The sequence below is a fragment of the Ekhidna sp. genome (assembly GCF_965247405.1).
In the GTDB taxonomy this organism is placed as follows: domain Bacteria; phylum Bacteroidota; class Bacteroidia; order Cytophagales; family Cyclobacteriaceae; genus Ekhidna.
On the sequence record NZ_OZ252014.1, the window covers coordinates 744,753 to 759,363 of the forward strand.

Here is a 14,611-nt window from a genome sequence, read left to right on the forward strand (position 1 = left end):
TTTAGTATTGATTTTCATTTTGCGTTTCATCCGAAAGTAGACTAGTAATAATCTGACCTGTTTGCTGATTGAATCTCCTGGTATCTTCTGACAAGTTTTCAATTCGAGATTGAATCAACTCTAAATCATCTTGTCGCTGTAAGTCCATGAAGATTGCCAAATCCTGAACGATCTGCTCGGTGTACCTTCTTTGTTCCTGCTCAGATTCTTCGAGTAAACCTGCCATAGTAGCGGCATTGTATTGTCTTAGTCGCTGAATGTATTCATTCAAAAGTTGCTCATCTAGTTTAGCAGGTGGTTGTTGATTAACTTTTGTCAAAAGGTTTTCCTTTGTATCTTCAATTTGTTGATTGACCAGTTTGTTATTCTCATCCAAAGCCAAGGTGATCATTTCCTTCACCTCTCCTTTGGTAAACATCTCTCCACGAACATCTTTTTGACCCCCAAACGCTACTATTAATTCTCCATTCGCCGACGATACGTTGAATGAAGTGAGATATCCAACCACCATTAGTAAAGCAAGACTTGCTGCTATGCCCAATGGATAACGCCACCAGCTTCCACGATCTTTACTATCCACAATTACTTTGGAAGGACTACTGAACGAAAAAACAGGGGCTTCCACCTCTCGGTCTTTCGCATGGCCCATGATCCCAAGCACTTCCTTCATCTCATCAAGCTCCCTCCTTGCCTCCTGATTTTCAGAAAGGTATTGCTCCACTTTTATCTTCTCCTCACCAGTCAACTCACCATACAGGTAAGCAATCAGTGTTGATTCTTCTGGTTTATAATTCATAGCTCAATGTTTCTTTCGTTATGTTTCTTTCTTCAAGTTTGACTTTCAGCAGCTTCAGCCCTCTGTAAAGCCAGGTCTTCACTGTATTCTCAGAAGTATCGAGCACCTCTGCTATTTCTCTAAATTTCATTCCTTCGTACTCCTTCATGATGATTACTGTACGTTGATCCTTTGGGATACTCTGAAGACACCCAAACAAAATATTCTCCAACTCCAGCTGCCTAAAAGACATCTCGGGATTAAAAAATATGCCCTGCGCTTCGCCTTCTTCAGCAACGATGGTATCACCATCATCGTTTTTAATTATGGTAAAAGGGACTGTTTTTCCCTTTGCTATCTTCCGACCCTCTTCATGACAATAGTTGGTAGCTATTCGATAGATCCAGGACTTAAATGCCTTGATCTCTTTTAGCTTAGGTAGGTTTTTGAATACAGCGATAAACGTTCGCTGTGTAATATCTGCCGCCAATTCATCATGTGAACATTGCTTTAAAGTGTAGTTATAAATACGCTTATACCACAAGTTCACTAGTTGGTTGAATGACTGCTCATCTCCGGCCTGTGCTTTCTCAATCAGAACATCTGCAGATATCATGCTTTTATTTATCTGATCGACTTGCATAAGCCCAGGTTATTGATCTTCGTTTTTCCCGCCATACTTCGGTTGGTTTCCTCTAGGATGATATCAAGACTAAAATAGTTTTAGCCAGATCCACATTTTTCATAATAAAACCTTAACACCTTGACTGTCAGTGCAAAATAAAGTGAATTTACCGAATAAGGAGGCGCCCGGTAAAGACTTCACCATCAGCATATAATCGATAGAAATATACGCCAGGTTTTAATCTAACTGTAGGAATATCGTCCTGAGTACCCTGAATCTCCTGTTTATGAACCAGTGCTCCCCTGTCATCTATAAGCTCCAAAATAGGTGTTCGGTCTTCAAACGAACGAGTTATGATGCCAAGGCTTTCTCCCACTATGGCCGGGTTCGGAAAAATACGAAGCGGAATTTCTGTCATATAATAAGAAGAGCCTGCTGAAAGGATAAGCTCTTGGCCATTTTCAAAACGTATAATAGCTCGATGCTCGTTGTACCCTTGGTTGGGATCAGTATCCAAAAAAGTAATCTCTTCATAATCCGGACTACTAATTGTCTCAATAGTAGTGAATGAATCAAACTCATTTCTTTCAAATATGACCTCTTCCATTCCATAAGTGGTACCTAACCGCAGGTTTAAATAAATACCAGTATCCAAAGCAACCGTTTGAAAAAACGAAAACACATAGCAATCGACTCCTTGCAAGGTGTAATCAAATGTTGGTGCCGGCAGCAAGCCTTTACCATCAGGTAAATTTGGTTGAATACTAAACTTTCTGGTCGAAAAGACGCTGGTGTCAGGGATGACCAGAAAAGTGTCTGAAACTGTGGTGACCATCTCAAGTTCCTCAACACCTAAACTAAATACGGTATAGTCTATTGCATTTGGAGAAGGGTTCCACCTTAGCATCAGTGAATCGGCACAGTTGAATCCCACAGAGGCTGATAGCGGCTCTGAAACAGTAAAGAAATCAGTCTCAAATATTTTTACTCCAATGGTCATCCTGGCTTTCACCGCATTGCTGATTTGAGGTGGATTATTCCATCGCCACAAGCCTTTAGTTAGATCCACATTGGAGTCCAGCACTATCCAATTCGCTTCATCCTCAGAATAAGCCAATTCTCCAGTTCCAGTTTTGGTGGTAGACCACCTGAAATACGAACCTGTCTCTCCATTGTAGGGCATATTGTCACTTCCCGTAGGGTAGTCCCACTCAAAAGTATCTGCAACATCATATTGCCAGGCGATGTAAAAATCCTGAGAACCCGCAACGGCAGATCCCTCCACTTCTAAGGTATAATTTGTAGTCGGGCTCGAAATAGTTACCTGCTCTACATTGTTAAGATCATCAATTCCTCTGATCGCTGGTTTAGATAGGTCAGACACATTTGGACTGGGGTCAAGAACCCACGGCAAGATCGTCGATAAATCACTAGCTATCAGACGTAAATCCAGGTCATTAACAAGTGCGGGAAAGTCTTTAACATTGGCAGCAGGATCTGTCCACACAAGAGTTGCTTTTAAATTCACGGCATCAGCAGGAAGGTTTAAATTAAATGATTCGGTATTACCATTTGTGACTGAACCTTCAAAATACTGATCGTTCCTTAGTGACTCTAAACTTCTCCACGCGTTTACACTGCCATATCCGGTGAGAAAATCTAATCCATCAGGCCCCACATCATCTGCACTGTTTATTAGGATTGCTTTCACCAATGAAGAAGGCATATCCGTGCCATTGTCCTCACGATATTGCTGCTGCAAAAGCACTGCTACTCCAGAAACTAAGGCAGCAGAATTTGAACTCCCTACCACACTGTAAGCTACCACCTCCGGCTTAACACGTCCATCATATGTCGGCCCTCTGGATACGAAAGACGGGACATTACCCACCGTGTCGGTTGAGCCCACAATCAAGGAGTTCTTAGTCATTTTGATATTCCCAGTTAGGTTGGCAAACCCTTCAATACCCTGATACACTCCATCAGCAGATACCTCCAGACCTTCATTTCCACTGGAGAACACATGCAGCAGATTTCTATTATTATAAGCACTAATGTCAAAAGCCCTGGCCTCAACACCATACTCATTTTCTCGAGGGATTCCATAAGAATGATTTTGCGTACTTACCCCCAGTTCAATGTATGAGCCATCCGGATCGGGCATAGCGTCGAAAAAATCTGAGGAAGTAATGGTAACATCTTGAGCAACTCCTTTCCCAGTTATAAATGAGTTTCCCTTCCCAGCAATGATGGTGGCCATCTCAGTTGCGTGGTTATCGGATGTTTCGCTTTCAAGTCCTGTAACAATACTCCTATTGAGTAGATCAATGTCTTCTTCGTCAAATCTATTTTCCTGAATAGAAATGATTTCTGAGGAGCCATCAAGTAGTGGATAGTGGTGATGGATTTTATTGACTCGATTAGGATTTAAGTTTAGGTCTATCACCCGATTTTCCACCGTGGGTCTTGCAACTTTATCTGTAATGTGGATTACATCCGGATTTGATAAAAGTAAACGTTTAATTGTCTCTAGTTCTCCCTCAATTAAATAAGTATTGTTCGACTCATAATATCGCACAATATCGAAAGCGTCCAATTGGTCCAAACTAAAAGTGGAGCTTGTTACAACATAGTAATGAGAAATAGCGTCTGATCCAGATACATTAAGCTTCCAATCATCATTTACCAGCCACGACTTATCATCTGCAGAAACGGATCCTTTAACAATATGATGTAATCGATCAATTGTTCTCAGAATTACTAAGGAGCCTTTTTCAATTAATTCAGACTTAGTTGATTCCACCATAAAAACTCCATCACCAATCACCTCTCTTGCTTGGTTCTTGTTATCAATAAAGGCCCTCCAATTCTCCGTTTTTTGTGAAAAGACAGCACTCCACCAAATAATTAGTAAGGCACCCAAAATTATTCCTCTCATAGATTCGCCAAATTAGATAAAACACAAGATATCTTCGATGAAAAAATATTATTCGTCGATTAATGGATATTTCCAATATTGAATATTGAATTAAAATCAATTTGCATTTTATAATTGCACTTTATTGATTTTGATCAAAATTATATTTGTTTTATCAACTGATAATGTTGATAAAAAAATAGAATATTGCTTGTTTGTATTAATTCAGAATTTTTTATATTGGCGGTAAATGTTTAACCTAATATTATTATGAGAAGATTAAATTATGCGCTATGGAGCGTGCTAGTAATGTTTCTAGCATTCGGTTTCACCTCTTGTAACACGGAGGATGAGCCACAAGTCGATGAGATTTCTGATGACGTGCTTGCACAATTTACTGACCTTGGATTCGATGTGAGTGACATCCAAATGGTAAATCATCACAATCCCATCACAGGAGTATCAAGTAAGCAATATCTGCTAGAGGGCGATATCTTGATCTCTGAAACTCAAAGAAGAGAGATGTTGGACAGTGACATCTTTCACATTGGCGCTGTGGGTGAACAGTACCGAACCAACAACCTAGTGAGTAACAATCAAACCATCCGTGTATTGGGCTACACTGGAGGGTCTTATGCACTAGACAACACAATGAGAACCGCACTTCAGTGGGCTGTTAATAACTATAACAGACTGAACATCGGTTTGAATTTCACACTTGCATTTGGCACGAGCACTGGTTCTTATGACATGGTAGTCTACAAAACCAGTGGTGGTGGCGGTGGATCTGCAGGATTCCCTTCAGGGGGTAATCCATATAAGTGGATCAATATCCTTTCAGGAACCAGCAGCTATGGTACTAACACTACTGAGCACGTGATTACTCACGAAATGGGTCACTGCTTAGGCCTTCGTCACACAGACTACTTCAACAGATCACTTTCTTGTGGATCTGGAGGTAACGAAGGTGACGGTGGAGTTGGCGCTGTTCATATTCCTGGAACACCTACCGGATTTGATGCAAACTCTGTAATGCTTTCTTGCTTCAGTGCAAATGAAGATGGCGAGTTTGGAAATTACGATGAGGTAGCTCTTGAGTACCTATACTAATTGCAAATAATTGCCCTCACCAAAAAAGCCGGCTATATAGCCGGCTTTTCTTTTTTTACGAAATACTATTAATGGTGTGTGATACTCCATTAAAGTTGAAAGTTTCACCTTCCACTTTTCCTTCCATTGCTTTGCTTATTGGCGCATTTCCAGAAATGACAAAAATCTGTTTCCCTTTTACCTCGATCTGACCTAGTGCAGCACCAAGGTAAAACATCGACTTATCCGTAGCGACCATGCATCCATGTTTTACCTCACTGCAATTCTTATCCGGATCTATAGCGTCCAATGTGGCTCGTTGATCAGTAAGTAAGTCTAACTGCTTTCCGAGACGGTTTCGCTCTTGCATCATCATTTCTCGTCCGGTCTCATACTTGTCCCCCATACTGCTTTTGGTTTCAGCAATTGCCGAGTCCCTTACTGCATCCAATTCTGCTTGCAAGGCCTCAATTTTCTTCTCGAGGTAATCTCTGCATGCTTTATGTACTACTGGTTTTGAAACTGCCATATCAACAAACATAACTGTAATCGAAGGATTATGATTCCGAAAATAATTCCTCAATGTCTTTCTTCACTTCCTGGTATCCCTTCTCAACTTCAGACATAGCATCATTTACCTCTGTCTTTACATTGTTCCAGTTATCCTTAGTTGCATTTTTTGTTTGTTCTATTGCTTCTTCCAGCTCTTCTTTCCTCATTTCAAGGTCAGCTTTCGCTTCCTCAAGAGTACGCTCTACCGGGCCTTCATTGATATTCAGCTTATCTTCAATGTCATCGATTGCGGCATTAATGCTAGACTTCATTTTCTCAAGGTCTTCAACAACCTCCTCTTTCTGTTCTTCCAAGCCACTTTCGTTGCTACTACCGGAACTGCATGCGAACAAGAAAATTAACGCCAGAATTGATAACGTTTTTAGTGTGATTTTCGAATATTGAATTTTTGTTTTCATTGTCATATAGTTTTTAACATTCATTGACCTGACTGATAGAAAAATTGTACCAATAAGAAAAAAGCCACATATAGCATCTAAGTGAAGGGTTGTCGCTGACAATGCTCTCAAATTGAGAATCGCTTAATCAGATTGAGATGGATTTCCAATGGAAAATCCCTCAACAGACCCAATTATCCATCGGCACAGTTTTCTCATTTAATGAAAGCATTTACAACTAAACATTAAATTGACATGCTTACATGGACATTAATATTTCTTATCGTTGCATTGGTAGCAGGGCTGTTTGGATTCTCTAAAATTTCGAGAGGAGCTGCCGGAATCGCGCGATTCCTATTCTTTGTTTTCGTTATTTTATTGATCCTCTCATTAGTTACGGATCTCTTCGCATGAGTATTTAAATACTCAGTCATGGTGACTGAGTATTTTTTTTACCATCAATTTCTACAAATACGAAACTAATTTTCAACCAAACTCGTAAGGACTTCCTAGTTTCAATTTCTACATATACGAAAGATTTAGTAACCTTACAAAGAAACTGAAGTAGTGCCTTCAAATGAAACAGAAAGTAAAACCGCCAGGATGGATTCAGCGACTTGTTGAACGGTACTGTGAACCTTATCTATTTGAGGGCATTTCAGGGGATTTGGAGGAACTCTTTTTAGAGAATGTAGAATTGAAAGGCCTTGTAAAAGCCAAGATTCTGTACTTGCTGCAGGCCATTGGTTTTTTCAGGATTCGATTTAAAAGAAGATCAAAAAGAGTATCAAACATGAAAGCAATTTGGACCAACTACTTACTGACCTCTTATCGCTCATTGATGAGGCATAAATCATTTTTTGCAATCAATCTGGTCGGATTGACTGTTGCAATCATTTGTTCATTATATGCTCTGGTTTTTATTGCAGATGAGCTAAGCTATGATAAACATGTAGACAATCAGGATCAGATATATCGTCTGTATAAAAGACATATCAACGTAGCTGAAAATAAAGATTTGCTTACCTATGAAACCTCGGGGATGATGGGGCCTACCATGACTGATGAATATCCTGAAATCGAGGCTTTCACCCGCGTATTGCCATGGTGGGATCAGGTGGTTTTTTCACTAGAAGATAAGAACGTCCTAAGTGAGTCTATGTACGTAGTTGATTCATCATTCCTAGAGCTATTCGACGTGGACCTGGTGAAAGGAAATAAAAAAACTGCGCTTATAGCACCATCTACAATTGTTTTAAGTGAGCAGCTTTCCAAAGCATTGTTCAGGGATCAAGATCCTGTAGGTCAGATCATTCAGGGAGTGAGTGGCGACTTAAAATTTACTGTAACAGGAGTGTTTAAATCACCACCCCGTCAATCCTCATTGCAATTTGATGCATTAATCTCCTGGACGACCACTGTACCTAATATTGGGCCTATGGCTCAGAATTGGATGAATAACTGGCTAGCCCAGGGAATATACACCTTTGTGAAATTGTCAGATGAAGCAAACCCAAAATTGGTTGAAGACAAGCTGCTTGACATGACGAAGCTTCATTTTCCGGAGCGAGCTGAAAACTACTTTCTCAAGCTCCAAACTCTTGAGGCGATGTATTTATATGGTGACAATATAATGAATGGAAGAGGAATGAAAACCGGAAGCATCAAATTCCTTCAATTGATCGCATTTTCCGCGATCCTCATTTTAATCATTGCCAGTGTCAATTACATGAACATTGCCTTATCCAGAGCCTCACAAACTCACACCGAGGTAGGAATAAGAAAGGTAATGGGATCTACCAGAAAACAGCTGATGGGTCGATTTGTATCTGAGACTATTTTCATTACACTAATTTCCTCTATAATCAGCTTGATTGTCGTTTATCTGCTCATCCCCGAGGCTAATGCCCTAGCAGGAAAAGACATTCCAAGAATGGCTTTGTTCCAACCAGTTGTCATCTTTGGATTACTCTCCTTTATTCTGATTATTAGTTTTCTAGTGGGTGCTTACCCGGCGCTTGTATTGTCCTCCCCGTCTACCGCCATTATTCTTAAATCAGGGGCCGGTACGGTAAAGGGAACCGGATGGTTTAGAAAGACCCTGCTTGTACTGCAATATGCTACCTCCATTTTTCTGATCATCTGCACAATCGCAATTATCAGACAAACCAACTATTTGTTGAATAAACCTCTTGGATTCGATAAAGAACAGATTCTAGTTGTGGATATTTATAATGAGGTAGGTGGTAAAGCTGATATTTTCAGGGAAAAGTTAATGAGCCATCCAAATATTGTTTCCGTTTCTTCCGGAAGGTCCGCGATCGGTGGCGGATCATATACTACCCGTGTGACGCCCGAAGGCTATAACGGTGAGCTAAGTACCCGTATGTATGGTGTGGATTATGATTTTTTTGACACATATGGCATTGAGACCGTTTTAGGTAGGGCGTTTCAAAAAGGTTTTGGAGCCGACTCCTCTGCGTTGATGGTAAATCAAGCCTTTTTGGAGTACACAAAATGGGAAAATCCGCTTAATAAAAAAGTAACTTTTTCCTCCGGAAATTCTTATGACATCATCGGTGTGGTAAATGACTTCCACATCAACTCACTCGCTACATCAGATATAGAACCAATGATCTTGTTTGTCAATCTGTCGCAGAACTATGCCTCCATCAAAATTGGTCCTGGAGATTTTAAGGAAACAGTAAGCTACATTGCTGATACCTACGATGAGTTGGCAGAGCGCACGCCGCTCAGTTATTACTTCGTAGATGAGTGGTTCGCTGAACTTTATGAGAAAGAAGAACAGGTACTAAGCATGAGCACCATCTATGCAGTCATTAGTATTATACTGTGTGCGCTTGGCTTGTATGGACTTACCGCTTTGCTGTTGCAGCAGCGAACCAAAGAAATCAGCATCAGAAAAGTGCTTGGAGCACCAGTATCCAGCATTGTTTCTATGATGAACAAGCAATTTGTGGCGATAGTAGTAATAAGCTTCATTATTGCTGCTCCACTTGCCTATCTTCTAATATTGGATTGGCTGGATCAGTTTGTCTACAAAACTTCTTTAGGTGTTAATGCTTTCATCATTGCCGGAGGAATTACCCTAATGATAAGTACATTAATAATAAGCGGATTGTCATTACGAACTGCGAATGCCAATCCTTCAGAAACATTAAGCAACGAATAAAAAATCACCATATGAAAGGAACTAATCTGGGCGAATTAGAAGAGTTAATCATGCTTACCGTGGCGGTTCTTTATGATGAAGCCTATGGGGTAGCTATTCAAAAGGAAATAAAGAAAAGAAGTAACCGATCCATAACCATCAGCACGGTTCATGCTGCACTCGCCCGATTGCAATCGAAAGGGTATGTCGACTCGCGATACGATGGCGCCACACCTGAACGAGGTGGACGCAGAAAACATCTTTTTAGAGTAACAAAATCCGGTCAGAAGGTGTTGGAACAAGTGAAAGAACAACGGAATGCCATTTGGGATGAAATCCCTTCCGTGGCATTTAATACGTAAATGATTTTTGATACCTCATACCCTGATAAAGAGACCACACGAAAAATAAATAGCGAAGTTGGAACAGCCTTTAATTGGAAAGATCGTTGGAAAATGGGTGGAATCGGTTCCAGGAGAATGACCATTCATGAAATAAGTGAAGATTATAAAAAATACATGAATGCTGAACACTATATTTCGTCAGCAAGCATCGAACTACGACCAAAAGGTATCATTGTTCACTTCCGCTATAAACTTCAGGAATATTCATGGATCATGCCTTACAAGACACTTCAAGTCAACTACGAAGGCTCGCTAAGGCTGGAAAGCGAAGATCATTTCATCCAGTTTAATGATCCAAAGAACGACAAGTTCATTCGACAGATGATCAGCTATTCTGAGAATTTATAAAAATTATCTAAACAAATAGAACTTATAATCACTTTTATATGTATGTACATTAAATGTAAATACTTTAAATAATTATGAGTAATTCTATCCTATTTGAAACCAATCAACTTGGTGGCTTGACACTTAAGAATAAAGCAGTAATGGCACCAATGACCCGAAGCAGAGCGGATAAAAATCACGTTCCAACCGCTATCATGGCTACCTATTACGGTCAAAGAGCTGGTGCTGGTCTTATCATAACAGAAGGTACAGCTCCTTCTCCAAATGGTGCCGGATACCCTAGAATACCTGGTATATACAATCAGGAGCAGATTGAAGCATGGAAGCCTATCACCAAAGCAGTTCATGATAAAGGCGGTAAGATTTTTATGCAATTAATGCACACAGGTCGTATTTCTCATCCATTGAATCTTCCTGAAGGTGCCGAGGTAATTGCTCCTTCTCCTATCGCGCCAGCAAATACAGAAATGTATACCGACCAAGAGGGAATTCAAAAAATACCAGTTGCCAAGGAAATGACGAAGGAAGATATTGAGGAGGTGATAGAAGAGCATGTTCAAGCAGCGAAGAACGCCATCTCAGCAGGATTTGATGGAGTTGAGTTACATGGCGCTAATGGATATCTCATTGAGCAATTCATCAATCCAGGTAGCAACAGAAGAACAGATGAATACGGCGGTGCAGTAGAAGGAAGATCCAAATTTGTACTGGAGGTAGCTTCCAAAACTGTTGATGCTATTGGCGCTGATAAAGTAGGTATCAGGCTCTCTCCAGGAGGTGCCTTTAATGACCTTAATCCATTTGATGGGCAAGAAGAAACTTACTTCTATCTGGCCGAAAAATTGAAGAAGCTTGGTCTGGTCTACATTCACTTAGTGGATCATTCATCCATGGGAACTCCGGAAGTACCAAAGTCGCTTAAGGAAGGCATCAGAAACCGATTTGGAGGAACCATTATCATTTCCGGTGGATATGATAGAAGTGCTGCGGAAAAAGATTTGGAAGATGGCTTGGGTCATTTAGTTGCTTTTGGAAGGCCATTCCTGGCTAACCCGGACTTAATTGAGCGAATGAAACAGCATGCTGATCTAAATGAGCCTGATTTTGATACATTCTACACTCCGGGAGAAAAAGGTTATACCGATTATCCGGAATTAGAAATGAGTAGTAGTGTTGGTTAGTGGTGATAGGCCCGCCTCTTGGCGGGCTTTTTTTATCCTAAAAGTTTAGCCTTCATAATAGTCTCTCTTCTAACCTTGTAAAACTCCTGATGAATATCAAAAATAGTTTGTCCATTGGGCTCTAAATGAACATACTCTCCACTTTCTTTCATTTCATAAGAGTTGACGTTATCCCGGAGATTGTATGCCAAAATATTAATTGCCTGCTGTTTTAATAGTGGATCTTTTATAATGAAGAGCGACTCCAACCGACGGTCGAATGAACGTACCATCATATCCGCACTCCCGCAATAGACTTTAGGATCTCCCCCATTGTGGAAATAGAAAATTCGTGAGTGTTCCAAATATTCACCTACAATTGAACGAACGGTAATATTTTCGCTAAGGCCTTCTCTTCCCGGTCTTAAACAGCAAATACCTCTAACGATCAACTTTATAGGCACCCCCGCTTTTGAAGCCTCATATAAAGCCATGATCGCATCTTTATCTTGAAGCGAATTGAGCTTAATCACTATCCCACTTGGAATGCCAGCGATTGCATTTTCTCGTTCCATATCGATAAGCCTGATAAGATCCTTCCGCATTTGGGTTGGGGCCGTAATCAAGTTATCATACTCCTCAGGCATGGAGTGTCCGGTGATTACATTGAAGAATTCCTGCACATCGTTGGCGTATGATTCATCCGATGTAAGGAGACTCATATCCGTGTAAAGCTTAGAAGTTGCTTCATTGTAGTTACCACTACTCATATGCACAAACCGATTTACCTTTTCTTTTTCTTTCCTTACGATTAACAAAAGCTTAGTATGCGTCTTCAAAGAACCAACACCATATATCACAAAGCAACCCGCCTTTTGAAGCCGTTGCGCCTGCTTCATATTGTTTTCTTCATCAAAGCGAGCCTTAACTTCGAAGAGAACCGATACGTGTTTGCCATTTTCGGCAGCTTGTAGCAAGGCCTCAACCACCCTGCTGTCCTTCGCCAAACGATAGATCGTAAGTTTAATGGACAGCACATGAGGGTCATCAGCCGCTTGCTCCAATAAATCCAACAATGGCTCAATCGTATTGTATGGATGATGAAGTAGGATATCCCGGTCTTTTAGGATCTTAAACATATCCTGATGCTCCACGTCCGACATGCTCACTGGTGGAACAGGTTTTGGGCGAACGGGTAGAAAAGATTTAAACTCCTCGTGGTTTACTATTTGCCACAGACACGTGAAATCAATCAGTGAACCCTCAGGAGTGATTTTTATGTTTTCGCTTCCAATCTCATAGCGCTTTTTCAATTGTTTAATCAACCATGGATCTCCACCCTCCTCTACTTCCATTCTCACCACCCGTCCGGTCTTTCGGGTCTTGAGTTTTTTCTTCATCTCTTCCAGGAAGTTTGCCTCAATATCTTCGGACTCTTCCAATGTGAAGTCACCATTCCGCGTCACGCGGAAAAGTGAGCTGGAGATGATATCAACATTTTTAAACAGTCGGTCAAAATGTTGTTGAACAATTCGTTCAATCGGAACAAATGTAACTTTGTCCTTTTCATTGATCTCGAAAAACCGTGGGAGGTTTTGCGGCAACTGAATAAAAGACATCTTCTTCTTCTCCCGGGACTTCAAGGCCTTGGTGACAACCCCAAATATGAGGATGTTATTCATCAAAATCGGAAATGAATGATAGGGGTCAAATACCATCGGCGTAAGCATCGGAAAGATGGTCTTTTCAAAATATTTGTTTGCCGACTTCTTTTGTTTATCGGTCAGCTCATCATACCCTTTAATCTCAAAGTTGTGTTTCTTGAAAGAAGGCTTGAGGTCCAAAAAAAGCTGGTTTTGTTGCTTCCCAAACTCTTTTAAACCAGCGAGTAACTCGTTCTTAAATGGAATGGCTCTTAATCCGGAATAATCGACACGGTCGTTCCCATAATCCAGGTAATTATACAAACTACCCACCCGAATCATGTTGAACTCATCTGCATTGCTTGAAGTAATCGCCAGAAACTTCAGCTTTTCGAAAAGATTTCTTTTCTCTTTTCTGGCTTGATCAAGCACCCGATGATTGAACTGAAGCCAGCTCAGGTCACGGCTGATGAGGTCGCTTTTGCGTATAAGGTTCTGGGTATTTTGCATTTGGTATGGTATTAAACAAAAATAAGCCTGTCCCACCAGATGTGAAACAGGCCTATAATATCGTTTTGTATATTCTTAAATGATATTCATCTCAGAAAGCACACTGTTTGTTTTACTTACTGCAGCAGCACTTTCTTCCAGTTTAGCTTTCTCAGTATCATCCAGCTCGATTTCTACAATTTGCTCCACGCCATTTCTTCCGATGATTGCTGGCACTCCAATTGAAATATCATTGAGACCGTACTCACCATCCAGCATGCAAGAGCATGGAAACATTTTCCTGGTATCACATGCAATAGCCTGTACCATCGCAGATACTGCTGCGCCAGGAGCGTACCATGCAGAAGTACCCAACAATTTGGTGAGCGTTGCACCACCTACCTTCGTTTCTTCCAAAACATAGTTTAGTTTATCCTCGCTCAAAAATTTGGAAACAGGCACACTGTTTCTTGTCGCCAGTCTTGTGAGAGGAATCATGCCTGTATCACTGTGACCACCGATCACCATTCCATCCACATCAGAAGCCGGGCAATCCAACGCTTCAGACAATCGGTATTTAAACCTTGCGGAATCTAGTGCTCCACCCATTCCAATGATACGGTGTTTTGGTAGCCCCAACGCTTTATGAGCCAGATAGGTCATCGTATCCATCGGGTTAGAAACCACGATGATGATTACTTCCGGAGAGTGCTTGATTAGGTTCTCTGCCACTGACTTCACAATACCTGCGTTCGTAGAAATCAGTTCTTCACGCGTCATTCCAGGCTTTCGAGGTATACCAGAAGTAATAACTGCAACATCGCTTCCGGCAGTCTTGGAGTAATCGTTTGTCGTACCAGTAATCTTGGTATCAAAGCTGTTTAAAGATGCAGTCTGCATTAGGTCCATTGCTTTACCTTCAGCAAATCCTTCTTTGATGTCGATAAGTACAACTTCCGATGCAAAATCTTTGATTGCGATGTATTCTGCGCAACTTGCGCCAACGGCTCCAGCGCCTACTACAGTTACCTTCATGATC

The 14,611-nt window shown here is 40.9% G+C and carries 13 protein-coding genes; 6 read left to right on the forward strand and 7 right to left on the reverse strand.

Going from position 1 to position 14,611, the window contains the following annotated elements; genetic code table 11:
• Position 1: 1 nt before the first annotated feature.
• The 3 genes from ACP14Y_RS03300 to ACP14Y_RS03310 form a co-directional block, all read right to left on the reverse strand.
• Positions 2 to 796 (reverse strand): anti-sigma factor family protein, encoded by a 795-nt coding sequence (locus ACP14Y_RS03300; protein ID WP_424961548.1) that lies wholly within the window; start codon positions 794 to 796, stop codon positions 2 to 4.
• The gene (locus ACP14Y_RS03305; protein WP_424961549.1) at positions 786 to 1,418 is read right to left on the reverse strand and encodes an RNA polymerase sigma factor; all 633 of its coding nucleotides are present in this window, start codon (positions 1,416 to 1,418) and stop codon (positions 786 to 788) included. The genes ACP14Y_RS03300 and ACP14Y_RS03305 overlap by 11 nt, the downstream gene beginning before the upstream one ends.
• Before the next feature lie 148 nt (positions 1,419 to 1,566).
• Entirely contained in the window at positions 1,567 to 4,338 is a 2,772-nt protein-coding gene (locus tag ACP14Y_RS03310; protein WP_424961550.1) for a S8 family peptidase, read from the reverse strand.
• Positions 4,339 to 4,587: 249 nt separating this feature from the next.
• Between ACP14Y_RS03310 and ACP14Y_RS03315 the strand changes: the two genes are divergently transcribed.
• The gene (locus tag ACP14Y_RS03315) at positions 4,588 to 5,427 is read left to right on the forward strand and encodes a M57 family metalloprotease (protein ID WP_424961551.1); all 840 of its coding nucleotides are present in this window, start codon (positions 4,588 to 4,590) and stop codon (positions 5,425 to 5,427) included.
• Between the two features lie 55 nt (positions 5,428 to 5,482).
• Here the strand turns inward: ACP14Y_RS03315 and ACP14Y_RS03320 are convergent, their stop codons facing one another.
• Positions 5,483 to 5,935 carry a hypothetical protein gene (locus ACP14Y_RS03320; protein WP_424961552.1) on the reverse strand — a complete coding sequence of 151 codons (453 nt, stop codon included), beginning with the start codon at positions 5,933 to 5,935 and terminating at the stop codon, positions 5,483 to 5,485.
• Positions 5,936 to 5,963: 28 nt separating this feature from the next.
• A complete protein-coding gene (locus tag ACP14Y_RS03325) occupies positions 5,964 to 6,377 on the reverse strand; it encodes a hypothetical protein (protein WP_424961553.1) in 414 nt (137 codons plus the stop codon).
• A 234-nt stretch (positions 6,378 to 6,611) separates the two neighbouring features.
• On the opposite strand from ACP14Y_RS03325, the gene ACP14Y_RS03330 reads away from it, so the two are divergent.
• From ACP14Y_RS03330 to ACP14Y_RS03350, 5 genes are all read left to right on the forward strand, one after another.
• Positions 6,612 to 6,770, forward strand: coding sequence for a DUF1328 domain-containing protein (locus ACP14Y_RS03330; RefSeq protein ID WP_424961554.1), 159 nt, complete (start codon positions 6,612 to 6,614; stop codon positions 6,768 to 6,770).
• A 163-nt stretch (positions 6,771 to 6,933) separates the two neighbouring features.
• The gene (locus ACP14Y_RS03335; protein ID WP_424961555.1) at positions 6,934 to 9,549 is read left to right on the forward strand and encodes an ABC transporter permease; all 2,616 of its coding nucleotides are present in this window, start codon (positions 6,934 to 6,936) and stop codon (positions 9,547 to 9,549) included.
• 11 nt (positions 9,550 to 9,560) lie between these two features.
• Positions 9,561 to 9,890 (forward strand): PadR family transcriptional regulator, encoded by a 330-nt coding sequence (locus ACP14Y_RS03340; protein WP_424961556.1) that lies wholly within the window; start codon positions 9,561 to 9,563, stop codon positions 9,888 to 9,890.
• A complete protein-coding gene (locus tag ACP14Y_RS03345; protein ID WP_424961557.1) occupies positions 9,891 to 10,280 on the forward strand; it encodes a hypothetical protein in 390 nt (129 codons plus the stop codon).
• Positions 10,281 to 10,354: 74 nt separating this feature from the next.
• The gene (locus ACP14Y_RS03350) at positions 10,355 to 11,461 is read left to right on the forward strand and encodes an alkene reductase (RefSeq protein WP_424961558.1); all 1,107 of its coding nucleotides are present in this window, start codon (positions 10,355 to 10,357) and stop codon (positions 11,459 to 11,461) included.
• A gap of 32 nt (positions 11,462 to 11,493) precedes the next feature.
• On the opposite strand, the gene ppk1 is transcribed toward ACP14Y_RS03350, so the two are convergent.
• Both ppk1 and mdh read right to left on the reverse strand, forming a co-directional pair.
• Positions 11,494 to 13,593 (reverse strand): polyphosphate kinase 1, encoded by a 2,100-nt coding sequence (ppk1, locus tag ACP14Y_RS03355; RefSeq protein ID WP_424961559.1) that lies wholly within the window; start codon positions 13,591 to 13,593, stop codon positions 11,494 to 11,496.
• 75 nt (positions 13,594 to 13,668) lie between these two features.
• Positions 13,669 to 14,607: a malate dehydrogenase gene (mdh, locus tag ACP14Y_RS03360; protein WP_424961560.1), complete on the reverse strand. Its 939-nt coding sequence runs from the start codon at positions 14,605 to 14,607 to the stop codon at positions 13,669 to 13,671.
• Between the last annotated feature and the right edge of the window lie 4 nt (positions 14,608 to 14,611).

Bases quoted from the DNA above. Each gene is read 5' to 3' on its own strand.
- ACP14Y_RS03310 (WP_424961550.1), bottom strand. From the start codon at position 4,338: ATGAGAGGAATAATTTTGGGTGCCTTACTAATTATTTGGTGGAGTGCT.
- ACP14Y_RS03315 (WP_424961551.1), top strand. From the start codon at position 4,588: ATGAGAAGATTAAATTATGCGCTATGGAGCGTGCTAGTAATGTTTCTA.
- ppk1 (WP_424961559.1), bottom strand. From the start codon at position 13,593: ATGCAAAATACCCAGAACCTTATACGCAAAAGCGACCTCATCAGCCGT.
- ACP14Y_RS03300 (WP_424961548.1), bottom strand. From the start codon at position 796: ATGAATTATAAACCAGAAGAATCAACACTGATTGCTTACCTGTATGGT.
- ACP14Y_RS03335 (WP_424961555.1), top strand. From the start codon at position 6,934: ATGAAACAGAAAGTAAAACCGCCAGGATGGATTCAGCGACTTGTTGAA.
- ACP14Y_RS03345 (WP_424961557.1), top strand. From the start codon at position 9,891: ATGATTTTTGATACCTCATACCCTGATAAAGAGACCACACGAAAAATA.
- ACP14Y_RS03320 (WP_424961552.1), bottom strand. From the start codon at position 5,935: ATGGCAGTTTCAAAACCAGTAGTACATAAAGCATGCAGAGATTACCTC.
- ACP14Y_RS03325 (WP_424961553.1), bottom strand. From the start codon at position 6,377: ATGAAAACAAAAATTCAATATTCGAAAATCACACTAAAAACGTTATCA.
- mdh (WP_424961560.1), bottom strand. From the start codon at position 14,607: ATGAAGGTAACTGTAGTAGGCGCTGGAGCCGTTGGCGCAAGTTGCGCA.
- ACP14Y_RS03305 (WP_424961549.1), bottom strand. From the start codon at position 1,418: ATGCAAGTCGATCAGATAAATAAAAGCATGATATCTGCAGATGTTCTG.
- ACP14Y_RS03340 (WP_424961556.1), top strand. From the start codon at position 9,561: ATGAAAGGAACTAATCTGGGCGAATTAGAAGAGTTAATCATGCTTACC.
- ACP14Y_RS03350 (WP_424961558.1), top strand. From the start codon at position 10,355: ATGAGTAATTCTATCCTATTTGAAACCAATCAACTTGGTGGCTTGACA.
- ACP14Y_RS03330 (WP_424961554.1), top strand. From the start codon at position 6,612: ATGCTTACATGGACATTAATATTTCTTATCGTTGCATTGGTAGCAGGG.